19 protein-coding genes are annotated in these 22,218 nt (G+C 70.0%); 9 read left to right on the top strand and 10 right to left on the bottom strand.

Annotated features, from left to right (window positions below; all coding sequences use genetic code 11):
• Nucleotides 1-36 precede the first annotated feature (36 nt).
• From ABZ893_RS11520 to ABZ893_RS11535, 4 genes are all read left to right on the top strand, one after another.
• Nucleotides 37-546: a MarR family transcriptional regulator gene (locus ABZ893_RS11520; protein ID WP_361400547.1), complete on the top strand. Its 510-nt coding sequence runs from the start codon at nucleotides 37-39 to the stop codon at nucleotides 544-546.
• Nucleotides 547-589: 43 nt separating this feature from the next.
• Nucleotides 590-928 (top strand): DUF3817 domain-containing protein, encoded by a 339-nt coding sequence (locus tag ABZ893_RS11525; RefSeq protein WP_361400550.1) that lies wholly within the window; start codon nucleotides 590-592, stop codon nucleotides 926-928.
• A gap of 93 nt (nucleotides 929-1,021) precedes the next feature.
• Nucleotides 1,022-2,722 carry a methylmalonyl-CoA mutase family protein gene (locus tag ABZ893_RS11530; RefSeq protein ID WP_361401308.1) on the top strand — a complete coding sequence of 567 codons (1,701 nt, stop codon included), beginning with the start codon at nucleotides 1,022-1,024 and terminating at the stop codon, nucleotides 2,720-2,722.
• Nucleotides 2,723-2,955: 233 nt separating this feature from the next.
• Nucleotides 2,956-4,044, top strand: a complete 1,089-nt coding sequence (locus ABZ893_RS11535) for an alpha/beta hydrolase (protein ID WP_361400553.1) — start codon at nucleotides 2,956-2,958, stop codon at nucleotides 4,042-4,044.
• Between the two features lie 155 nt (nucleotides 4,045-4,199).
• Here the strand turns inward: ABZ893_RS11535 and ABZ893_RS11540 are convergent, their stop codons facing one another.
• Nucleotides 4,200-4,829 (bottom strand): TetR/AcrR family transcriptional regulator, encoded by a 630-nt coding sequence (locus ABZ893_RS11540; protein ID WP_361400556.1) that lies wholly within the window; start codon nucleotides 4,827-4,829, stop codon nucleotides 4,200-4,202.
• A gap of 547 nt (nucleotides 4,830-5,376) precedes the next feature.
• Here ABZ893_RS11540 and ABZ893_RS11545 point away from each other — a divergent pair.
• From ABZ893_RS11545 to ABZ893_RS11560, 4 genes are all read left to right on the top strand, one after another.
• Entirely contained in the window at nucleotides 5,377-6,345 is a 969-nt protein-coding gene (locus tag ABZ893_RS11545) for a tetratricopeptide repeat protein (RefSeq protein WP_361400559.1), read from the top strand.
• Nucleotides 6,346-6,974: 629 nt separating this feature from the next.
• Nucleotides 6,975-7,592 (top strand): DUF6230 family protein, encoded by a 618-nt coding sequence (locus tag ABZ893_RS11550; RefSeq protein ID WP_361400562.1) that lies wholly within the window; start codon nucleotides 6,975-6,977, stop codon nucleotides 7,590-7,592.
• 137 nt (nucleotides 7,593-7,729) lie between these two features.
• The gene (locus ABZ893_RS11555) at nucleotides 7,730-8,284 is read left to right on the top strand and encodes a DUF6114 domain-containing protein (RefSeq protein WP_361400565.1); all 555 of its coding nucleotides are present in this window, start codon (nucleotides 7,730-7,732) and stop codon (nucleotides 8,282-8,284) included.
• A 94-nt stretch (nucleotides 8,285-8,378) separates the two neighbouring features.
• Complete coding sequence (locus tag ABZ893_RS11560; RefSeq protein ID WP_361400568.1) at nucleotides 8,379-9,542, top strand: hypothetical protein; 1,164 nt, start codon at nucleotides 8,379-8,381, stop codon at nucleotides 9,540-9,542.
• A gap of 107 nt (nucleotides 9,543-9,649) precedes the next feature.
• On the opposite strand, the gene pyk is transcribed toward ABZ893_RS11560, so the two are convergent.
• The 3 genes from pyk to pta are packed head-to-tail and all read right to left on the bottom strand — an operon-like array spanning nucleotide 9,650 to nucleotide 14,481.
• Complete coding sequence (gene pyk, locus ABZ893_RS11565; protein ID WP_361400571.1) at nucleotides 9,650-11,080, bottom strand: pyruvate kinase; 1,431 nt, start codon at nucleotides 11,078-11,080, stop codon at nucleotides 9,650-9,652.
• A gap of 51 nt (nucleotides 11,081-11,131) precedes the next feature.
• Nucleotides 11,132-12,373 carry an acetate kinase gene (locus ABZ893_RS11570; protein ID WP_361400574.1) on the bottom strand — a complete coding sequence of 414 codons (1,242 nt, stop codon included), beginning with the start codon at nucleotides 12,371-12,373 and terminating at the stop codon, nucleotides 11,132-11,134.
• A 32-nt stretch (nucleotides 12,374-12,405) separates the two neighbouring features.
• A complete protein-coding gene (gene pta / locus ABZ893_RS11575; RefSeq protein ID WP_361400577.1) occupies nucleotides 12,406-14,481 on the bottom strand; it encodes a phosphate acetyltransferase in 2,076 nt (691 codons plus the stop codon).
• Between the two features lie 303 nt (nucleotides 14,482-14,784).
• On the opposite strand from pta, the gene ABZ893_RS11580 reads away from it, so the two are divergent.
• Nucleotides 14,785-15,810: an ATP-dependent 6-phosphofructokinase gene (locus tag ABZ893_RS11580; RefSeq protein ID WP_361400580.1), complete on the top strand. Its 1,026-nt coding sequence runs from the start codon at nucleotides 14,785-14,787 to the stop codon at nucleotides 15,808-15,810.
• A 44-nt stretch (nucleotides 15,811-15,854) separates the two neighbouring features.
• On the opposite strand, the gene ABZ893_RS11585 is transcribed toward ABZ893_RS11580, so the two are convergent.
• The 6 genes from ABZ893_RS11585 to ABZ893_RS11610 form a co-directional block, all read right to left on the bottom strand.
• Nucleotides 15,855-16,547, bottom strand: a complete 693-nt coding sequence (locus ABZ893_RS11585; protein ID WP_361400583.1) for a helix-turn-helix transcriptional regulator — start codon at nucleotides 16,545-16,547, stop codon at nucleotides 15,855-15,857.
• Nucleotides 16,548-16,643: 96 nt separating this feature from the next.
• Nucleotides 16,644-17,444 carry a carbohydrate ABC transporter permease gene (locus ABZ893_RS11590; RefSeq protein ID WP_361401311.1) on the bottom strand — a complete coding sequence of 267 codons (801 nt, stop codon included), beginning with the start codon at nucleotides 17,442-17,444 and terminating at the stop codon, nucleotides 16,644-16,646.
• Between the two features lie 63 nt (nucleotides 17,445-17,507).
• The gene (locus ABZ893_RS11595) at nucleotides 17,508-18,386 is read right to left on the bottom strand and encodes a sugar ABC transporter permease (RefSeq protein ID WP_361400586.1); all 879 of its coding nucleotides are present in this window, start codon (nucleotides 18,384-18,386) and stop codon (nucleotides 17,508-17,510) included.
• Nucleotides 18,383-19,759 carry an extracellular solute-binding protein gene (locus ABZ893_RS11600; protein ID WP_361400589.1) on the bottom strand — a complete coding sequence of 459 codons (1,377 nt, stop codon included), beginning with the start codon at nucleotides 19,757-19,759 and terminating at the stop codon, nucleotides 18,383-18,385. The genes ABZ893_RS11595 and ABZ893_RS11600 overlap by 4 nt, the downstream gene beginning before the upstream one ends.
• A 120-nt stretch (nucleotides 19,760-19,879) precedes the next feature.
• The gene (locus tag ABZ893_RS11605) at nucleotides 19,880-20,578 is read right to left on the bottom strand and encodes a response regulator (protein ID WP_361400593.1); all 699 of its coding nucleotides are present in this window, start codon (nucleotides 20,576-20,578) and stop codon (nucleotides 19,880-19,882) included.
• Complete coding sequence (locus tag ABZ893_RS11610) at nucleotides 20,575-22,212, bottom strand: sensor histidine kinase (protein ID WP_361400596.1); 1,638 nt, start codon at nucleotides 22,210-22,212, stop codon at nucleotides 20,575-20,577. The genes ABZ893_RS11605 and ABZ893_RS11610 overlap by 4 nt, the downstream gene beginning before the upstream one ends.
• Nucleotides 22,213-22,218: the final 6 nt, after the last annotated feature.

Raw genomic sequence — 22,218 nt, forward strand, 5'->3', positions numbered from 1 at the left:
CTGACCAGCATATGACCGGCCGGTAAGGTCTTGGGCGTGCCGAAGCCGCTCAGCCTCTCCTTCGATCCCATCGCCCGCGCCGACGAACTCTGGAAGCAGCGCTGGGGGTCCGTCCCGTCCATGGGCGCGATCACCTCGATCATGCGCGCGCACCAGATCCTGCTGGGCGAGGTCGACGCGGTGGTGAAGCCGTACGGGCTGACGTTCGCGCGCTACGAGGCGCTGGTGCTGCTGACCTTCTCCAAGGCCGGCGAACTCCCGATGTCGAAGATCGGCGAGCGCCTGATGGTCCACCCGACCTCGGTCACGAACACGGTCGACCGCCTCGTACGCTCCGGCCTGGTCGACAAACGCCCCAACCCGAACGACGGCCGAGGCACCCTCGCCTCCATCACCGACAAGGGCCGAGAAGTCGTCGAATCGGCCACCCGCGACCTGATGGCCATGGACTTCGGCCTGGGCGTCTACGACGCCGAGGAATGCGCCGAAATCTTCGCGATGCTCCGGCCGCTGCGGGTGTCCGCGCACGATTTCGACGAGGACTGACCCGCTCGAAGATCGCGCAAATCGGGCGGTTACGCTCGACTGCATGAAACAAAGCGTGCTGACCCGGTACCGGGTGATGTCCTACGTGACGGGCGTACTGCTGGTCCTGCTGACTCTCGCCTGCCTCGCGAAGTACGGCCTGAAGATCGAGGGCGCCGGGGACTACACGAAGATCATCGGTATCGCGCACGGCTGGCTCTACGTCGTGTACCTGGTCTTCGCCTTCGACCTGGGCTCCAAGGCGAAGTGGCCGGTCGGCAAGCAGCTCTGGGTGCTGATCGCCGGCACGATCCCGACCGCCGCGTTCTTCGTCGAGCGGAAGATCTCCCGCGAGCTGCAGGCCAAGGTCGCCGACGGCTCCCCGGCCGTCGCCAAGGCCTGACGCACAGCACCATCCGACCGCCCGCACGATGCGCGGGCGGTTTGCCGTCGACATTTACTAGGACGTCCTAGTAAATTTGAAGGCATGGGAAGCATGGACGCTGACGCCATCGAAGAGGGCCGCCGTCGCTGGCAGGCCCGGTACGACTCCGCACGCAAGCGGGACGCCGACTTCTCGACGCTCTCCGGGGATTTTGTGGAGCCGGTCTACGGGCCACGGCCCGGGGACGCGTACGACGGGTTCGAGCGGATCGGGTGGCCCGGCGAGTATCCGTTCACGCGCGGGCTGTACGCGACCGGCTACCGGGGGCGTACGTGGACGATCCGCCAGTTCGCCGGGTTCGGGAACGCCGAGCAGACGAACGAGCGGTACAAGATGATCCTCGCGGCCGGCGGGGGAGGCCTGAGTGTCGCGTTCGACATGCCGACGCTCATGGGCCGTGACTCCGACGACCCGCGCTCGCTCGGCGAGGTCGGGCACTGCGGTGTCGCCATCGACTCGGCCGCCGACATGGAGGTCCTGTTCAAGGACATCCCGCTCGGCGACGTCACGACGTCGATGACGATCAGCGGGCCCGCCGTGCCCGTCTTCTGCATGTACCTCGTCGCCGCCGAACGGCAGGGCGTCGACCCCGCCGTCCTCAACGGCACGCTCCAGACCGACATCTTCAAGGAGTACATCGCGCAGAAGGAGTGGCTCTTCCAGCCCGAGCCCCATCTGCGCCTCATCGGCGACCTCATGGAGCACTGCGCGGCCGGCATCCCCGCGTACAAGCCGCTCTCCGTGTCCGGCTACCACATCCGCGAGGCCGGCTCCACGGCCGCGCAGGAGCTGGCGTACACGCTCGCCGACGGCTTCGGGTACGTGGAGCTGGGGCTCTCGCGCGGGCTCGACGTCGACGTCTTCGCGCCCGGCCTCTCCTTCTTCTTCGACGCCCACGTCGACTTCTTCGAGGAGATCGCCAAGTTCCGCGCCGCGCGCCGCATCTGGGCCCGCTGGCTGCGGGACGTGTACGGCGCGAAGACCGACAAGGCGCAGTGGCTGCGCTTCCACACGCAGACCGCCGGTGTCTCCCTGACCGCGCAGCAGCCGTACAACAACGTCGTGCGTACGGCGGTCGAGGCGCTCGCCGCCGTGCTCGGCGGCACCAACTCCCTGCACACCAACGCCCTCGACGAGACCCTCGCCCTGCCGAGCGAGCAGGCCGCCGAGATCGCGCTGCGCACGCAGCAGGTGCTCATGGAGGAGACAGGCGTCGCCAACGTCGCCGACCCGTTGGGCGGTTCGTGGTTCGTCGAGCAGCTCACGGACCGGATCGAGGCCGAGGCCGAGAAGATCTTCGACCAGATCAAGGAGCGCGGCCTGCGCGCCCACCCCGACGGGCAGCACCCCATCGGGCCCATGACCTCGGGCATCCTGCGCGGCATCGAGGACGGCTGGTTCACCGGCGAGATCGCCGAGTCCGCGTTCCGGTACCAGCAGGCGCTGGAGAAGGGTGACAAGCGGGTCGTCGGGGTGAACGCCCACCACGGTTCCGTCACCGGGGACCTGGAGATCCTGCGCGTCAGCCATGAGGTCGAGCGCGAGCAGGTGCGGGAGCTGGGTGTACGGAAGGCCGCGCGGGACGACGCACGCGTGCGCTCGGCCCTCGACGCGATGCTCGCCGCCGCGCGCGACGGCGGCAACATGATCCCGCCCATGCTGGACGCCGTCCGCGCGGAGGCCACACTGGGCGAGATCTGCGGGGTGCTGCGGGACGAGTGGGGGGTTTATACGGAGCCGCCGGGGTTCTGACGCGGCGGTAGCCGCAGTCGGCCGGGAGGTGGGCCGGGGTCTGATCGCCGTTTGGGTGGTGTCGCCCCGGCCCACGGGGTTCTGGCGCGGGCGGTAGCCGGAGTCGGTCGGGGAGGCGGGCCGGAGCCGGTCGGGGAGGTGGGCCGGGGCCTGATCGTCGCGTGGGCGGTGTCGGCCCGGTCCGTTCGGGTAGACGCGGACACGTCAATCGACGTCTGCCCCCGGGAGTTCCCGTGCGTCTGTCCGGACTCGACCGCACCTCCACCACGATCGGCTGCGCCGCCCTCGCCCTGCTCGCCGGCCTGGTCCTCGGCGGGTCAGGGGCGGTGAGCGCGAGTCCGCCGCCCGAGCCGAAGGTGCAGGACAGCTTCGACTCGCTCGGCCCGGACGTGCACGCCGCGCGGCTGTCCTCCGGACGCACCGCCCACTACACCGACTCCGGCCCGCACGACGGCATCCCCGTCCTCTACATAGGAGGTACGGGGACCAGCGTGCGGGCCGTCCACATGACCGACTTCTTCCGCACCACCCGCGAGGGCCTGGGACTGCGGATGATCTCCGTCGAGCGCAACGGCTTCGGCGACACCGCGTACGACCCCGCCCTCGGCAAGGCCGACTTCGCGCAGGACGCCCTCGACGTGCTCGACCGCCTCGGCATCGACAAGTTCAGGATCGTCGCGATCTCCGGCGGAGGCCCGTACGCCGCCGAGCTGGCCGCCCGCGCGCCGGGCCGGATCTCCGCCCTGCACCTCGCCGCCGCGGCCCCGCCCTACGGGGCGAAGGCCGCCTACTGCGCGATGTCCGACGACGCGCTCGCCGCGGCCGTCAAGGACTCCATCGCCGACCCGCGCAAGTGGTGGTCCTACCCCGACGACAGCCCCGTCCGGTCCATTCCGGGCTTCGTCGACACCGCGTACGAGGACGGCGCCCGCACCTACAACCAGCGCGGCCAGCACGCCGATCCGGCGCCGCAGGTCCACGAGCAGAAGCTGTACTGCGAGCGCCCCGGGCCCGACCTGTCGAAGCTGACGGCTCCCGTCTACCTGTACGGCGGCGACAAGGACACCACTGTCCCGCCCGCCACGCTCGCGACCTGGCGGCAGCAGCTCTCCCCGGACCAGGTCACCGTCCGCACGTACGCCGACTCCGGGCACGAGGTGCAGTACCGCCACTGGGACCAGATCCTCATGGACCTCGCGGGACACGGTGACCGGACCGTGGTCTGCCGGGGTGCGCACACGCGGGTGCTGCCGGCGGAAGAGGCGGCACGGCTGGTCGCCGACAAGCGGGCTGGGCTGGGGAGTTGCGCCTGGAGTAAGTAGTAGCGGTGTCGGGTGCGGGTCTCGTCGTGGCTGGTCGCGCCCGCGCGGCGGAGCCGCACGATGTCACAGCCCCGCGCCCCTTCAGGGGCGCGGGGAACTGCGCGAACGAGCCCCACCCACCCGCAGCCGACAACGAGACCGACCGGGCCGAGCTCCTAGTCGCCCGACGCCGCGCCCAGCCCGCCCAGCAGCAGCGTCGTGAAACGGCCCACCCACTCCTCGTCCACCCGTTCCGCGCTCACCAGCGTGCGGTGCACCACCGCTCCCGCGACCACGTCGAAGATGAGGTCGGCGGTGGCGGAGGCGGCGGCCGGGTCGGATTCCAGGGGGAGTTCGCCGCGTGCGTGGGCGCGGGCACGGCCTTCCAGGACGAGCCGCTTCTGGCGGGCCACGATCGACGTACGGATGCGCTCCCGCAGCGGTTCGTCGCGGGTCGACTCGGCGACCACCGCCATCAGGGCCGTCTTCGTCTCCGGGCGGTTCAGGAGCGCCGCGAACTGGAGGACCACCCCTGAGATGTCCGCCGCCAGGCTGCCGTTGTCCGGGAGTTCCAGCTCGTCGAAGAGGACCGCGACCGCGTCCACGACCAGCTCGTTCTTGCTCGCCCAGCGCCGGTAGAGCGTCGTCTTGGCGACGCCGGCGCGGGACGCCACGTCCCCCATCGTGAGCTTGGACCAGCCGAGATCCACCAGGGCCGCGCGGGTCGCCTCCAGGATCGCCGCGTCGGCGGCCGCGCTGCGCGGGCGGCCCGTTCTCGGGAGGGACGGCGGGATGCGGCTCTGCATGAACCCGACGATACCGGCCGGTAGGGATAGCGCAGTGAGGGAGACCACAGGCAAGATCGCGGGAACCCCCCTCCCCACGCGTTCACGCGGAGAGTTACGCTACGACCCGTAGCGAAAGCTCATCGCAAGCTGACTCGTGTGAGATGTGAGTTCGGCGGCGTGGTGAAGCTCCAGCGGCAACCACGAAGGCACCGGGTGGGGACCCGGCGCCGCACCGGCCTCTTCAGGCCATAAAACCGGCCTCCGGGCCATAAAACCGGCCTCCGGGCCATAAAACCGGCCTCCGGGCCGGAAGAACCGGCCTCCGGGTCGGAAGAACCGGCCTCCGGGCCGGAAGAACCGGCCTCCGGGCCGGAAGAACCGGCCTCCGGGCCGGAAGAACCGGCCTCCGGGTCACGACAACAGCCCTCCAGGGCCACAGAAGCGGCCCGCCACGGGGCCGCACACACAGTCCGCGACCGTCGCGACGCCGCGCCCGCATTCCGGCGGGACGCCGCAGAAGGTGGTCCCGGCCCACAGCGCACCGCGGAAGGGGGAGGATGTACTCATGCAGCCACGGAACATGTCCATGAGCGGAGTCGTCGACCTCGCCGCGGTGAAGGCGGCCCAGGAGGCCAAGGCGAAGGCGGAGCAGCAGCGGGCCGAGTCCGCGCGGCAGGGCGGTGGCGGGGCCGTTCCCCCGTCGAGCCTCGTCATCGACGTAGACGAAGCCGGTTTCGAGCGGGACGTCCTGCAGCGCTCGGCCGAGGTGCCCGTCGTCATCGACTTCTGGGCCGAGTGGTGCGAGCCGTGCAAGCAGCTGAGCCCGCTGCTCGAAGGCCTCGCCGCCGAATACAACGGCCGCTTCGTCCTCGCCAAGATCGACGTCGACGCCAACCAGATGCTGATGCAGCAGTTCGGGGTCCAGGGGATCCCGGCGGTCTTCGCGGTGGTGGCCGGTCAGGCCCTGCCGCTCTTCCAGGGCGTCGCGCCGGCCGAGCAGATCCGCGGCACGCTCGACCAGCTGATCCAGGTCGCCGAGGAGCGCTTCGGCCTGACCGGCATCACGGTCGACCCGGACGCCGAGGGCGCCGCACCGCCGGCCGAGGCTCCGGCCGGCCCTTACGACGCGATCCTCGAAGCGGCCGTGCAGGCCCTCGACGCCGGCGACCTGGCCGGCGCGGTCCAGGCGTACAAGAACGTGCTGTCCGACGACCCGGGCAACACCGAGGCCAAGCTGGGGCTCGCGCAGGCCGAGCTGCTCCAGCGCGTCCAGGACCTCGACCCGCAGCAGGTCCGCAGGGACGCCGCCGACCGGCCCACCGACGTCGCGGCGCAAATCGCCGCCGCCGACCTGGATCTGGTGGGCGGTCATGTCGAGGACTCGTTCGGCCGGCTGATCGACACGGTGAAGCGCACGGCGGGCGACGACCGGAACGCGGCGCGGGTGCGGCTGCTCGAACTCTTCGAGGTCGTGGGGTCCGAGGACCCGCGCGTGACTACGGGCCGTACAGCTTTGGCCCGCGTTCTCTTCTGACCGGTTTCTGACCAGTCGCTAAACGCCGGGGCATGTGGTGCCCACGTGAAGATTCTGCCCCCAGGGATGCACAGCGGTCGCCCTTTACCAAAACTTGGTAAAGGCGGCCGCTGTTACTTGGAGTAAGTCAGGGCTCTTCATCTGTCCGGTTACGCCCCTTCTTCCCCTGTTTTGGTAACTCGCCTGACGGCACCCTGCGTTGCCGGGCGATGCCGTCCGGCAGTCGTTCGGTTACCCGTCCGTTACTAGCGAGTAACGAAGCCCCTTGTGTCCAGGCCGAGAATGCACCACGATCAGCGACGCTCGGTCCTCTTCCCGCAGTCCGACAGCCAATCGGGTCGCGGGAGTTCCAGGGTCCCCACCGAGCAGGCCGGTAGCAGTGCCGTCGGCCTTGGACAGGGGGGTCTCTGCTGACCGGCAGGGCCTGTCCAGCAGGTTGCGCGTGACTGTCAGGTGCGACCAGTGGTTGTCGCTCGGGGGTGATCGCCGGTGATTCGGGTGCCAATTGCGCGCCCCCGATACGGGCGCTCTCCTTCCCGAGGACGTAGCACTTCTCCCATCCCTGCCCGGCCGTGGCCCCAAGGGGTGCAGTCAGGGCCGGAGATGTACGTCCGAGAAGGAGGAAAGTCATGGAGTCCGTGGCTCGTGGCGGAACCAGATGGAAGCGGTTCGCCGTAGTCATGGTGCCGAGCGTCGCGGCGACTGCCGCGATAGGCGTCGCCCTCTCGCAGGGTGCGCTCGCGGCATCGTTCAGTGTTTCGGGTCAGTCGTTCAAGGTGACGGCCGACTCGCTCGACGGTACGGGATTCGTCCAGTACGGGGCGCTCGACAGCGGTAAGACGGGTACGCACCCGGTCGCCGTCGTCGGCCTCGACGAGGCGAAGATCACCAACCTGTGCCAGTCGGTCGTCGTGCCGGTGCCGGTCTTCGGTGACGTGTCGATGAAGCTCAGCGCCGGTGCCGCGGGCGGTCCCCGCGTCGAGGCGAAGAAGCTCTACATCGACGCCGACGACCTGCAGACCAACGCCACGTTCAACAACATCGACATCGGCGTCGGTATCAACTCGACCACCAAGGGCCCGGGTCCGGCCAAGGGCGACAAGTACGTCCCGGACTCGTTCTCGCAGCAGGCCGACTCGGTGCACTTCGAGGATGTCAAGCAGCGTGCGTGGGCGACCACGGCCGGCACCTTCAAGCTCTCCGGCCTGCACATGCAGGTGCAGAAGGGCGCACACGAGTGCTACTAGGCCTCAGGGTCTGACGCATTCACAGCGCTGAACGGCCGGGCGCGGGGGCGAACGGGTAGACACCGGGACGTCCCCGTGCCCGTATCCGACACGCACCATCACCACAGAACAACGCCATTCCCGAGGAGCTGTACGACATGAGCGCCGAAGCGCAGGCAGGGCTGGGCGACAGGCTCGGCCGGACGCGCCGATCGTTCCGAGGGTGGCGCGGTCAGCGCCCATTCTGGGGTGGTCTGCTGACGCTGCTGGGCGGCATTCCGATCATGTACTTCCCGTACGCGAACCTCACGCTCGGCTCGATGACCATCCGGATGTCGACGACCGCCGGTGCCGGTTCGCTGATCATCGGTGTGCTGCTCGTGGTGCTCGGCCTGACGCTCTGGTTCCAGCCGATGTCCCGCATCTTCGCGGGCGTCGCGGCGATCCTGCTCGCCCTGGTCTCGCTGGTGGTCTCCAACTTCGGTGGCTTCGTCATCGGCTTCCTGCTGGCGCTGCTCGGCGGCGCTCTCGGCATCTCCTGGGGGCCCGCACGGGCCCCGAAGGAGACCGGCGGCGCGAAGTCCGAGGACGGCGCCGACTCCCGGAAGAGCGAGTCGGCGCCTTTCGATGCCTTTGGTGCTGGGTCGGACGATCTGTCAGGAACGAGCCCGAACGGTAACAACGGGACGAACGGGAGGCACCGTGCCGGCTGACGAGGCGCGCCACGAGAACTCTGCGGCAGAGTTCCGTGAGAGAACCGGGCCGCGCCATGCAGCCCCCAGAAAGCCGCTGTTCACCAGGATCCACATGCCCGCGGGCAAGGCCATCGCGCTCGCGGCCATGCCGACGGCCGTACTGATGGGCATGGGTCTGACCCCCACGCTCGCCCAGGCCAAGGACGGCCCGACCCCGACCAAGTTCTCGGCGGACGACTACAAGGCGTGCGCCGACGCGGTCAAGGCGTCCGAGGACGCGAAGGACGGCAAGGGAAGCGAGTCCGCCTCGCCCACCCCGACGCCGTCGCCCTCCGCGTCCGCGACCAAGGACGCATCGGGCGACAAGGCGGACTCCGGCGCGAAGCCGAAGGCCACCCCGTCGCCCTCCGCCGCCAAGTCGTCGGACACCTCCGGCAGTTCCACGGACGCGACCAAGCCCACGTCGAAGGCCGCGACGCCGACCCCGACCCCGTCGGCCTCCGCGACCAAGAACCCGCTCGACCCGCTGGGTGTGGGCGACGCGCTCCGCAAGCTGACGAACCCCGAGCCGAAGGAGACGGCGACCCCGACTCCCTCGCCGTCGGCTTCAGCAGCCAAGTCCACGGACGTGGGCGGCGCGGTCAAGGGCACCGTCGACTCGGTCACCAAGCCCGTCAAGGACACGGTGGACAAGGCCGGGGACACGGTCAAGGACACGGCCGACAAGGCGAAGGACGCGGTCAAGGACACCACCGACAAGGTGGCGCCCGTGGTCCCGTCGCCCGCCTCGACCGTGCCCGACAACTGCCCGGTCGCGACGGACGCCGAGGGGGACAACGAGCACACCCCGGCTCAGGTCCCGAACGACTCGTGGCGGCTGCAGGCCAGTTCGCTGACCCTCAAGGGCGCGGACTACCAGGGCGTCGTGAGCGTGCGCACGCCCAACGGCACGATCAAGAAGGTCCTGAAGTACGTCGTCTCGAACGGGACCGACATCGGCGACCTGCACCAGCTGGTCGAGGGCCCGGACGGCAAGACGTACCACGTCCAGGCCGGCAAGGGCACCACGTCGACCATCCGCGGCGGGAAGACGATCATGTACACGGAGTCGATCTCGGGCAACCTGCTCGGGCTCATTCCTGTCACGTTCGACCCGGAGCACCCGCCGCCGCTGAACATCCCGCTGATCTACTTCACCAACGTGAAGGTGCTTCAGGCCGGTCAGTTCGGCGGCAACCTGCACGTGCCGGGTCTCCACCAGTACCTCACCGGCTGAACCGAGCTGACGCGCCGTCCACGGACCTGTCCGTGGAGCCGCACACAAACGCCGAGGGCGCCCCCTTCCACAGGGGGCGCCCTCGGTGTTTGCCAGGAGAGGCGGCGTCAGTCGCGCTCTCCGCCGCCCAGGTGGTGCACCCGGACCATGTTGGTGGTGCCGGGGACGCCGGGGGGCGAACCGGCTGTGATCACCAGGGTGTCACCGTCGTTGAAGCGGTTCAGCCGCACGACCTCGGCGTCGACCAGGTCGACCATCGCGTCGGTGTTGTCGACGTACGGCACGATGTGCGGGTCGACGCCCCAGCTCAGGGTCAGCGCGTTGCGCGTGGACTCCTCGGTGGTGAAGGCCAGGATCGGCTGGGCCGCGCGGTAGCGGGACAGGCGGCGGGCCGTGTCACCGGACTGCGTGAAGGCCACGAGGCCCTTGGCGCCCAGGAAGTCGGCGATCTCGCAGGCGGCACGGGCCACCGAACCACCCTGCGTACGCGGCTTCTTGCCGGGCACGAGCGGCTGCAGGCCCTTGGCGAGCAGCTCCTCCTCGGCCGCGGTGACGATCTTCGACATCGTCTTCACGGTTTCGATCGGGTAAGCGCCCACCGAGGACTCGGCGGACAGCATGACCGCGTCCGCGCCGTCCAGGATCGCGTTGGCGACGTCGGACGCCTCGGCGCGCGTGGGGCGGGAGTTGGTGATCATCGACTCCATCATCTGGGTCGCGACGATCACCGGCTTGGCATTGCGGCGGCACATCTCCACGAGGCGCTTCTGCACCATCGGGACCTTCTCCAGCGGATACTCGACCGCGAGGTCACCGCGGGCCACCATGACGCTGTCGAACGCGGCGACGACGGCCTCCATGTTGGAGACGGCCTGCGGCTTCTCCACCTTGGCGATGACGGGGACCCGGCGGCCCTCCTCGTCCATCACCTTGTGGACGTCCTTGACGTCGTCGGCGTCGCGCACGAAGGACAGGGCGACCATGTCGCAGCCCATCCGCAGGGCGAACCGCAGGTCCTCGACGTCCTTCTCGGACAGCGCGGGCACGTTCACCGCCGCGCCGGGCAGGTTGATGCCCTTGTGGTCGGAGATGACGCCGCCCTCGACGACGATCGACTTCACGCGCGGGCCGTCGACCTCGACGACGCGCAGCTCGACGTTGCCGTCGTTGATGAGGATCTGGTCGCCCTTGGCGACGTCGCCGGGCAGACCCTTGTAGGTCGTACCGCAGATCGACTTGTCACCGGGCACGTCCTCGGTGGTGATGGTGAACTCGTCACCGCGCACCAGCTCGACGGGGCCTTCGGCGAAGGTCTCGAGACGGATCTTGGGGCCCTGGAGGTCCGCGAGGACGCCGACGGCGCGGCCGGTCTTCTCCGAGGCGGCCCGGACACGGTCGTACCGGCCCTGGTGCTCGGCGTGCGTGCCATGGCTGAAGTTGAAGCGGGCCACGTTCATGCCGGCTTCGATCAGCGCAATGAGCTGCTCTTCGGAGTCGACGGCGGGGCCCAGCGTGCAGACGATTTTGGAACGGCGCATGGGGCGATCCTATCGGTTTGTTTCGCTGCGGAATATTCCGTCTGGTGGAATCTACAAATGTGCGCCTGGGCGCTCAGTCGTTGCGGGAATCGGCCCCCGCACAAGTGCGTAGCTCTGCTGCGCGATCTCCAGTTCCTCGTCCGTCGGGACCACGGCCACGGCCACCCGCGCGTACTCCGGCGAGATCAGCCGCGGCTCGTCGGAACGTACGGAATTGAGCCCGCCGTCGACCGTCAGGCCCAGCTCCTCCAGGCCCGCGATCGCGGCCTCCCGCACCGGCGCCGCGTTCTCGCCGACCCCCGCCGTGAACACCACCGCGTCCACCCGGCCGAGCACCGCGTAGTAGGCGCCGATGTACTTCTTCAGACGGTGGACGTAGATGTCGAAGGCGAGCCGTGCCGCCTGGTCGCCCTCGTCGATCCGCCGCCGGATCTCCCGCATGTCGTTGTCACCGCACAGGCCGATCAGGCCCGACTTCTTGTTGAGCAGGACGTCGACCTCGTCCGCCGACATGCTGCCCACCCGCATGAGATGGAAGATGACGGCCGGGTCGACGTCTCCTGAACGGGTACCCATCACCAGGCCTTCAAGCGGCGTCAGGCCCATCGACGTGTCCACACACCGCCCGCCCCGCACCGCCGACGCCGAGGCGCCGTTGCCCAGGTGCAGCACGATGACGTTGACGTCCTCCGCCTCCTTGCCGAGGAGTTCGGCCGTCTTCCGCGACACATAGGCGTGCGAGGTGCCGTGGAAGCCGTACCGCTGTATGCGGTGCTCGTCGGCCGTCCGCACGTCGATCGCGTAGCGCGAGGCCGACTCCGGCATCGTCGTGTGGAACGCGGTGTCGAAGACGGCGACCTGCGGCAGGTCCGGGCGCAGGGCCATCGCCGTACGGATGCCCGTCAGGTTCGCCGGGTTGTGCAGCGGCGCCACCGGGATGAGCCGCTCGACCTCCGCGAGCACGGCGTCGTCGATGACGGTCGGCTGCGTGAAGAACTTGCCGCCGTGCACCACCCGGTGGCCGATCGCGGCCAGCTCGGGGGAGTCCAGGCCGAGCCCGTCCTGCGCCAGCTCGACGGCGACCGCCTTGAGCGCCTCCTCGTGGTCGGCGATCGGCCGGTTCTGCTCACGCGGCTCACCACCGAGCAGCGGCGTGTGCTTGAGCCGGGACGCCTCCTCGCCGATGCGCTCGACGAGCCCCACGGCGAGCCGGGAGCTGTCACGCATGTCGAGCAGCTGGTACTTCACCGACGAGGAGCCGGAGTTGAGGACGAGGACGCGGGTCGCGGTCACGGAGGAGATGCCTTTTCGTCGGGTACGAGGGTTCAGTTGGCCGGCGTCTGGGCCTGGATCGCCGTGATGGCGACGGTGGTGACGATGTCCTGCACGAGCGCGCCGCGCGACAGGTCGTTGACCGGCTTGCGCAGGCCCTGCAGGACCGGGCCGACAGCGATGGCGCCCGCCGAACGCTGCACGGCCTTGTACGTGTTGTTGCCGGTGTTCAGGTCGGGGAAGATCAGCACGCTCGCCCGGCCCGCGACCGTCGAGCCCGGCAGCTTCGTCGCCGCCACCGACGGCTCGACCGCCGCGTCGTACTGGATCGGACCCTCGATCCGCAGGTCCGCACGCCGCTCGCGCACCAGCTCCGTGGCCTTGCGCACCTTGTCGACGTCCGCGCCCGAACCGGACGTGCCCGTCGAGTACGACAGCATCGCGATCCGCGGGTCCACGCCGAACTGCTCGGCGGTCGCGGCCGCCTGGACGGCGATGTCCGCGAGCTGCTGCGCGTCCGGATCCGGGTTCACCGCGCAGTCCCCGTAGACGAGGACCTTGTCGGCGAGGCACATGAAGAAGACGGAGGAGACGATGTCGGCGTCCGGCTTCGTCTTGATGATCTCGAACGCGGGGCGGATCGTCGCGGCCGTCGAGTGCACGGAACCCGACACCATGCCGTCCGCGAGACCGGACTGCACCATCAGCGTGCCGAAGTAGTTCACGTCCGCCACCACGTCGTACGCCAGCTCCACGGTGACGCCCTTGTGGGCGCGCAGCGTCGCGTACTCGGTAGCGAACTCGTCCCGCAGCTCGGACGTGACCGGGTCGACGAGCTGCGAGTCCGCGAGGTCGACACCGAGGTCGGCGGCCTTCTTGCGGATCTGCTCCACGGGGCCGAGCAGCGTCAGGTCGCACACCCCGCGCCGCAGCAGGACGTCGGCCGCGCGCAGGACGCGCTCCTCGGTGCCCTCGGGGAGGACGACGCGGCGCTTGTCGGCGCGGGCCCGCTCCAGGAGCTTGTGCTCGAACATCATCGGGGTGACGCGGTCGGTGGACGGCGCCGAGACGCGCTCCAGGAGGCCCGCGGTGTCGACGTACCGCTCGAAGAGACCGAGTGCCGTCTCCGCCTTGCGGGGTGTCGCCGCGTTCAACTTGCCTTCCATGGCGAAGAGTTCACCCGCCGTCCGCATGGAGCCGCCCCGCACCGCCACCACCGGCGTGCCGGGCGCGAGACGGTCGGAGAGCTTCAGGATCTCCTCTCCCGGCCGCTCGTCGAGGGTCAGCAGAACGCCGGCTATCGGCGGGGTGCCGGCGCTGTGCGCGGCCAGCGAACCCACCACCAGGTCGGCCCGGTCCCCGGGCGTCACGACGAGACAGCCCGGCGTCAGCGCCTTGATGAACGTCGGCAGCATCGCGCCGCCGAACACGAAGTCCAGTGCGTCGCGCGACAGGCCCGCCTGGTCACCGAGCAGCACCTCGCCGCCCAGCGCGTGCGTGATCTGCGCGACCGTCGGAGCGGACAGCGCGGGCTCGTCCGGCACGACATAGGTGGGCACCGGCAGATGGTCCGCCAGGCTCTCCAGAATCTCGGTACGGTCGCCGGCCGCCACCCGGTTCACGACCATCGCCAGTACGTCGCAGCCCAGCGCCTCGTACGCGCGGTACGCGTTGCGGGTCTCGGCGTGCACGGAGTCGGCCGTCTGCTTGCGGCCGCCCACGACGGGGATGACGGACGCCCCGAACTCGTTCGCGAGGCGGGCGTTGAGCGCCAGCTCGTCGGGGAGCTGGGTGTCGGCGAAGTCCGTGCCGAGGACGAGCACGACCTCGTAGTCGCGGGCCACCTCGTGGAAGCGCTCGACGAGCTGCGAGACCAGTTCGTCGGTACCCTGCTCCGCCTGCACGGCCGACGCCTCGTGGTAGTCGAGGCCGTACACGGTGGCCGGGTCCTGGGTGAGCCGGTAGCGCGCCCGCAGCAGTTCGAAGAGCCGGTCCGGGCCGTCGTGCAGGAGCGGCCGGAACACGCCCACGCGGTCGACCTGCCGGGTCAGGAGCTCCATCATGCCCAGCTCCACGACCTGGCGGCCGTCTCCCCGGTCGATCCCGGTCACGTACACGCTGCGCGTCACGCGTGCTCTCCGTTTCGTTGGACGGGTCTTGTCGGACGGGCCTGCTCGCCGACCGGCCGCTCCTCGGGAGGGCCGCAGAGTTCGGCCTCTGATCAAAGTCGTAGCCGTGTCCTCTTGACAATACCTCTGGGGGTAGATACGTCGCCCTTCCGGACAAAGCGCCTGGTCCAGGGGGCGCGCGGCCCTCGGACGCACTCCCGCGGGCCCTCCGGGACGCCGTCGGCGGACGGCATCGTCCCCGCGAGCGTGGAAGGATAGTGACGGTCCTCACACGTCTCGACAGCGACCAGGAGTCACAGCACGATGCGTATCGGAGTACTCACCGCCGGCGGCGACTGCCCGGGCCTGAACGCAGTGATCCGGTCGGTCGTCCACCGGGCCGTCACGCACTACGGCGACGAGGTCATCGGCTTCGAGGACGGATACGCCGGACTGCTCGAGGCCCGCTACCGCACGCTCGACCTGAACGCCGTGAGCGGCATCCTCTCCCGCGGCGGCACCATCCTCGGCTCCTCCCGCCTGGAGCGCGACCGCTTCCGCGCCGCCTGCGAGAACGCCATGGAACTCGCCACCCAGATCGGCTTCGACGTCCTCATCCCCATCGGCGGCGAGGGCACGCTGACCGCCGCCCGGATGCTGTCCGACGCCGGGATGCCCGTCGTCGGCGTACCGAAGACGATCGACAACGACATCTCCTCCACCGACCGCACCTTCGGCTTCGACACGGCCGTCGGCGTCGCCACCGAGGCCATGGACCGGCTCAAGACCACCGCCGAGTCGCACCAGCGCGTCATGGTCGTCGAGGTCATGGGCCGGCACGCGGGCTGGATCGCCCTGGAGTCCGGCATGGCGGGCGGCGCGCACGGCATCTGCCTGCCCGAGCGGCCCTTCGACCCCGCCGACCTCGTCAAAATGGTCGAGGAGCGCTTCGCCCGCGGCAAGAAGTTCGCCGTCGTCTGCGTGGCCGAGGGCGCGCACCCGGCCGAGGGCACGATGGACTACCGGACCGGCGAGATCGACCGCTACGGCCACGAGCGCTTCCAGGGCATCGGCACCGCCCTCGCGTACGAGCTGGAGCGCCGCCTCGGCAAGGAGGCCAAGCCGGTCATCCTCGGCCACGTCCAGCGCGGCGGCACCCCGACCGCGTACGACAGGGTGCTGGCCACGCGCTTCGGCTGGCACGCCGTCGAGGCCGCGCACCAGGGCGTCTTCGGCCGGATGACGGCGCTGCGCGGCACGGACGTGGAGATGGTCCCGCTCGCCGAGGCCATCACCGAACTGAAGCGGGTCCCCAAGGACCGGATGGACGAGGCGGAGTCGGTCTTCTAGGACCTGCCCCCAGGGCTCGCGGCTCACGGTTCACGGCTTGCGGCTCACGGGGCCGGGTCCATCCTCGACCAGAACTCGTCGAGGGCGCGCTCCAGGAACTTCCGCCCCGACTCCCCGGACCCCCGCGCGACGCCGCCGCCCCAGCCGAGCGTCGACATCATCAGGGACTGGTACTCCGTCTGCATCTCCTGGAGCACGCGGTCGAGCCGCCCCCGGTCCACCGGGACGAGCTTCGCGATCGTGCGGGCGTAGGCCTGCCGGCGCGTCGTCACCGCGTTGCGCACCAACTCGGTGAGCTGGTCGTCCCGGCCCGTCACGGTCGAGAACTCCTTCGGCGCGAGCGAGAGCACCTCGGCGAGCGCGGCCGACTGGCGCTCGCTGCCCTGCCACTCGCCGCTCTCCTCCGTCCGCAGGTACGTCGGGAGGTCCATCCCGACCCCGCGGGCCACGTCCTCCGCCGCCAGGTTCCGCGCGAGCCGGTGCTCGCGCAGCGTCCGGGGAGCGCCGATGAGATCACCCGGCGAGCACCACAGGGCGCCCGCGAGGGCTGTGAGCTGCGCCGCGGTGGGCGTGGCGAGGCCGCGCTCCCACGCGACGATCGTGTCGGGCGAGACGTCTGTCCGGCCGTACGAGGCGCGTATGCCGTACGCGACATGTCCGGGTGTCATGCCGAGCGCCTCACGGAGGCGGCGGGCGGCCAGGGCGTCGAACGGCGGAGCGGAGTCGCTTGGGTGCACTCGCACACCGTAGGTGCGGGTGATGCTCGTGGCTACGGTCTGTTCGCACCGTGTTACGTGTTGTGTGAACGTACGGCGGTGTGCCGGGGGGATTTGTCAGCCCTTGACGGCACCTCCCAGCGCGAATCCTCCGCCGAAGCGGCGGGCGACCAGCACGTACAGAAGGATCACCGGCGTCGAGTAGATGACCGAGAACGCGGCGAGCTGGCCGTAGACGACGGTGCCGCGGTTGCCGAAGAAGTCGTTGATGCTGACCGACGCCGGCATCTGGTCCGGCGAGAGCAGCAGCATGAAGGGGACGAAGAAGTTGCCCCACATCATCACGAACGAGAAGACGGTCACCACGGCGACCCCCGGGCCCATCAGGGGGAGCACGATGCGGATCAGCGACTGGAGCGAGGACGCCCCGTCCGTCCAGGCCGCCTCCTCCAGCTCCTTCGGGACGCCGTCCATGAAGTTCTTCATCAGCCAGATGGCGAACGGGAGTTGGGACGCGGCGAAGAAGAAGACGGTGCCCTGCATCGTGTCGATCAGGTCGACCTGCACGAACAGCGCGTAGACCGGGACCATGATCGCCGTGATGGGGAGGCAGGTCGCGAACAGGACCGTCGTCAGGAACGGGTTGTTGAAGCGGGAGCGGTAGCGGGACAGAGGGTAGGCCGCGAGCGCCGCGCTCGCCACCGTGAGGAGTGTCGCGCCGCCGCACAGGAGCAGGCTGTTGAGGAGCGGCGTGAAGGTGATGTCGGGGGTCAGGACCGCGTCGAAGTTGTCCAGGGTGACGCTGTCGGGGACTTTCACCTGGAGGTTCGCGTGCGGGTCGAGGGCGGAGAGGATCACCCAGGCGAGGGGGAGGACGAACGCGACGGCGACGGTGAGGAGCCCGGCGTCGGCGGCCAGGCGGTGGCGGGTGGTGCGGGGCGAGAGGCCTGGGCCGGGGCGTTCGGTGCGGGTCGCTGACACTCATGCCTCCGATCGCAGCAGGCGCATGTACACCAGCGAGAAGAGCGATCCGACGACCAGGAGCAGCAGGGCGACCGCCGTGCCGTAGCCGATCATGCTCTTCTGGAAGGCCTGCTCGTACATGAACAGGGGCAGGGTCTGGCTGCGGTTGCCGGGGCCGCCGCGCGTCATCACCCAGATCAGGCCGAAGACGGACAGTGTCTGGAGCGTGTTCAGCATGAGGTTCGTGCCGATGGAGCGGCGGATCATCGGCAGCGTGATGTGCCACATGCGGCGCCAGCCGCCCGCGCCGTCCATCTCCGCCGCCTCGGTGATCTCCTTGGGTATCTCGCCGAGCGCCGCCGAGTAGACGAGCATCGAGAACGCCGTCCCGCGCCACACGTTGGCGAACGACACCGCGAGGATCGGCAGGGTGAACAGCCAGTTCTGGGTGGGGAGTTGGAGCCAGTCCAGGATCGCGTTCAGGGTGCCCTCGCGCCGGAAGAACGCGTACAGGAGGAACCCCGCGACGACCTCCGGAAGCACCCATGCGCACACCACGACCGCGCCCGTCAGCGTGCGGACCGGCTTCGACGCGCGCTGCATCAGGGCCGCGAGCGCCAGGCCCAGCGTGTTCTGCCCGACGAGCGAGGACAGGACGGTGAAGACGAGCGTGAGCCAGACCGCGTTCAGGAACGCGTCGTCCCTGAACGCGGCCGTGAAGTTGTCGAACCCGACGAACGACGAGTGCGCCTGGCCCGTCAACTGCAGGTCCGTGAAGGCGATGTAGGCGCAGTACGCGATCGGGCCCGCGAGGAAGAGCAGCAGCAGGACGAGCGACGGGGTCAGGGGCACGGCGCGTGTCAGGGAGCGCCGCGCGCCGCGCCGCCCCGCCGTCACTTCGCGGTCACCTTGCCGTCCGCGGCCGTCTTCAGTTGCTCGTCGTACGTCCGCGCCGCCTTCTCCACCGAACTGTCGCCCGTCGTCACCGACTCCATCGCCTCCTGGATCGCCGTGGAGACCTTCGGGTACGCCGGGTAGGCGGGCCGGTAGTGGGTCGACGCCACGAGGTCGGTGAAGAACTTGATGCCGGGCTGCGCCTTCACGTACTCCGGGTCGGCGGCGACGTCCTTGCGGACCGCGATGCCCGAGTTGGCGATGTACCACTTCTGGGCGTTGGCCTTGGTCTGCATCGTTTTGATGAACGAGAAAGCCAGGTCGGGGTTGGACGCCTTGGACGGGATCGCCCACGTCCAGCCGCCCGACATGCTGACCTTGCCCGGCGCCTGGCCGTGCTGCGTGGGCATCGGGGCGAGGCCCAGCTTGTCCGACCACTCGGGCCATTCGTGGCCGCTGCCCGCGATCCAGTCCTGCGGGAGCCAGGAGCCGTCGAGGTTGATCGCCAGCTTGCCCTGGGGGATCAGCTCGCCGCGGACACGGGTGCCGATGTTCGGGTCGAGCGCGTCCGAGACGTCGAGGCCGAGCTTCTCGGCGTAGACCGTTTCCACGAAGGTGAGTGCGTCCTTGAAGGGTGTGCCCGCGGTGATCCACTTGCCGGACGCGCTGTCGTACAGCGGGTCGGCGGACGCGTCCCCGGTTCCGTCCCCGGTCCCGTAAAGCAGCATCTCGAAGCCCTGCATCGTTGACTGCTCGCCGCCGGGCTTGCCGGTGTAGAAGTTGAGCGGGGTGACGGACGGGACCTTCTTCTTGATGGTGCGGGCCGTGTTTAGGACGTCGTCCCAGGTCTTCGGCTGCCAGGGCGTCTTGATGCCGGCCCTCGCGAAGATGCCCTTGTCGTACCAGAGTCCGCGGGTGTCGGTGCCGTCCGGGACGCCGTACGTCTTGCCGTCCTCGGCCTTCGCCGCGTTCTTCGCCGTGTCGATGAACTGGTCCCAGTCGGGCCACTTGGCGAGATAGCCGTCGAGCGGCTTCAAGTACCCGCTGGTGATGTCCGAGTTGATGAGGAACGTGTCCTCGTACACCAGGTCCGGCGCCGTCTTCGGGGAGCGCAGCATCTGCTGGAGCTTGGTGTAGTACTCGGAGTCCGGCGCCTTGATCGGGACCAGCTCGACCTTCTTGCCGGGGTTCTCCTTCTCGAACTGCTTCTTCATCTGCGCCAGATACTTGTCCATGACGCGGATCTGGTTGTCCGTCGACTGCTTGAAGGAGATCCGCACGGTGTCCGGGTCGTCCCCGGAGCCGCCACAGGCCGTCAGGCCGGTCGCGGCGAGGAGCAGTGCGGCGCTGAGGAGTACAGGGGCGGTGGGGCGCACGGGCACGACCTCCTACGGGAGCCGCCGGCCGGCTTGCCGAGCGGGGCTGCCCGGTGAACGTAAGTGCGGGCTCCGAGCAGGGTCAATCCCCCTTACAAATAAGGTCAGTTGACCATTGGTCTACACCGCTGAGAGCCATCGGTAGTGCAGCTCCGGGCGGCCCACCTGGCCGTACTGGGGGCTGCGGGCGGCGCGGCCCGCGTCGACGAGATGTTCCAGGTAGCGGCGGGCAGTGATGCGGGAGATGCCGACGGACTCGGCCGCCGCGGCCGCCGTCAGACCGTCGGGTGCGGCGCGCAGCGTGGCCGTCACCCGCTCCAGGGTCGGCGCGCTCAGCCCCTTGGGGAGCGCTGCCGGGCCGGGCGCGCGCAGCGTGGCGAGCGCCCGGTCGACCTCGTCCTGGCCGCCCGCCTCGCCGGCCGCCGCCCGGAACTCCGCGTACCGCACGAGCCGGTCGCGCAGCGTCGGGAACGTGAACGGCTTCAGCACGTACTGCACGACCCCCAGCGACACCCCTTCGCGGACCACCGTCAGATCGCGGGCCGACGTCACCGCGATGACGTCCGCGCGATGCCCCGCCGCCCGCAGTGAACGCGCGAGCTGGAGACCGTGCCCGTCGGGCAGGTGCAGGTCGAGAAGGAGCAGGTCGACCTGGGTGCGCTCCAGGGCGCGATGCGCCTCGGCGGCCGTGTGGACCTTGCCTATCGCGGTGAACCCGGGGACCCGGTTCACGTACAGGACGTGCGCGTCGGCGGCCACCGGGTCGTCCTCGACGACGAGTACGCGGATGGCGTCGCCTGCGGGTACTGCGTCTGTCATGCGGTGCCTCCGGTGGGCATGGTCGCGCTCGTGCGCTGGAGGGGCAGGGTGGCCGTGAACTCGGCGCCGCCCGTGGGGGATTCGGTCAGGGACAGGGTGCCGCCGTTGCGGGAGACGGACTGCTGGACGAGCGCGAGCCCCAGGCCGCGACCGCGCCCGCCGGAACCGGCGGCCTTCGTGGTCCAGCCCCGCACAAAGACCGCGTCCGCGTCGGTCGCGGCCACGCCCGGCCCCGTGTCCGTGACTCGCAGGAGCAGGGTGTCGTCCTGCGCGCGGGCCGTGACCGTCACCCGCGCGGGCGAGGAGCCCTGGGCCGCGTCGACCGCGTTGTCGAGCAGGTTGCCGAGGATCGTCACCAGGTCGCGGGCCGGCAGCGTGGGCGGCACCAGACCGTCGTCGATACGGCTGTCCTCGGAGATCACGAGCTCCACACCGCGCTCGTTGGCCTGGGCCGTCTTGCCGAGGAGGAGCGCGGCGAGCACCGGCTCACTCACGGCGGCGACGACCTGGTCCGTGAGGGTCTGTGCCAGCTCCAGCTCGGCCGTCGCGAACTCGACCGCCTCGTCCGCCCGGTCCAGCTCGATCAGCGAGACGACGGTGTGCAGCCGGTTCGCGGCCTCGTGCGCCTGCGAGCGCAGCGCCTGCGTGAACCCGCGCTCCGAGTCCAACTCGCCCATCACCGCTTGGAGTTCGGTGTGGTCGCGCAGGGTCACCACGGTGCCGCGCCGCTCGCCGCTCGACACGGGGGAGGTGTTCACGACGACCACGCGGTCCGCGGTCAGATGCACCTCGTCGACGTGCGGCTGCGCGGACAGCAGCGCGCCGGTCAGCGGCGTGGGCAGGCCAAGGTCCGCCACGCTGCGGCCGACCGCCTCCTCGCCGACGCCGAGCAGCTCGCGCGCCCCGTCGTTGATGAGGGCGATCCTGCGCTGCCCGTCGAGCATCACCAGCCCTTCGCGCACCGCGTGCAGCGCCGCCTGGTGGTAGGCGTGCATCCGGCTCAGCTCGGTCGCGTTCATGCCGTGCGTGTGCCGCCGCAGGCGGGCGTTGATGACGTACGTGCCGATGCCGCCGAGCACGAGCGCGCCCGCCGCGACGCCGGCCACCGCGAGGACCTGGCCGCGTGCCTTGGCGCTGATCTCCTCGACCGTGATGCCGGCGCTGACCAGGCCGACGATCCGCCGGTCCGACACGATCGGGGTGACCACGCGCACGGAGGGGCCGAGCGTGCCGGTGTACGTCTCCGAGAAGGTGCGGCCGCGCAGCGCCGGGCCGATGTGGCCGAGGAAGCGCTCCCCGATGCGGTGCTCGTCGGGGTGCGTCCAGCGGATGCCGTGCGGATCCATGATCGTCACGAAGTCCACGCCCGTGTGCCGCTGCACGTCACTCGCGTACGGCTGGAGCGAGCGGGTCGGGTCGCCGCCCTTGACGATCGCCGAGCGGACGGAGGGCGCGTCGGCGACCGCGCGGGCCGCCGCCGTGGCCTGGCGCCGGGCGGCCTCCTCGCCCTGCCGGGCGTCGCTCACGTACATGAAGAGCGCGCATCCCGACACCACGACGGCGACCAGGACGACCTGCATCGCGAAGAGCTGGCCGGCCAGGCTGCGGGGGCGCGGCAGGAAGGGGAAGCGCATGAAAGC

Origin of the sequence: Streptomyces sp. NPDC046821 (assembly GCF_040645335.1) — a bacterium.
Lineage (GTDB): Bacteria > Actinomycetota > Actinomycetes > Streptomycetales > Streptomycetaceae > Streptomyces.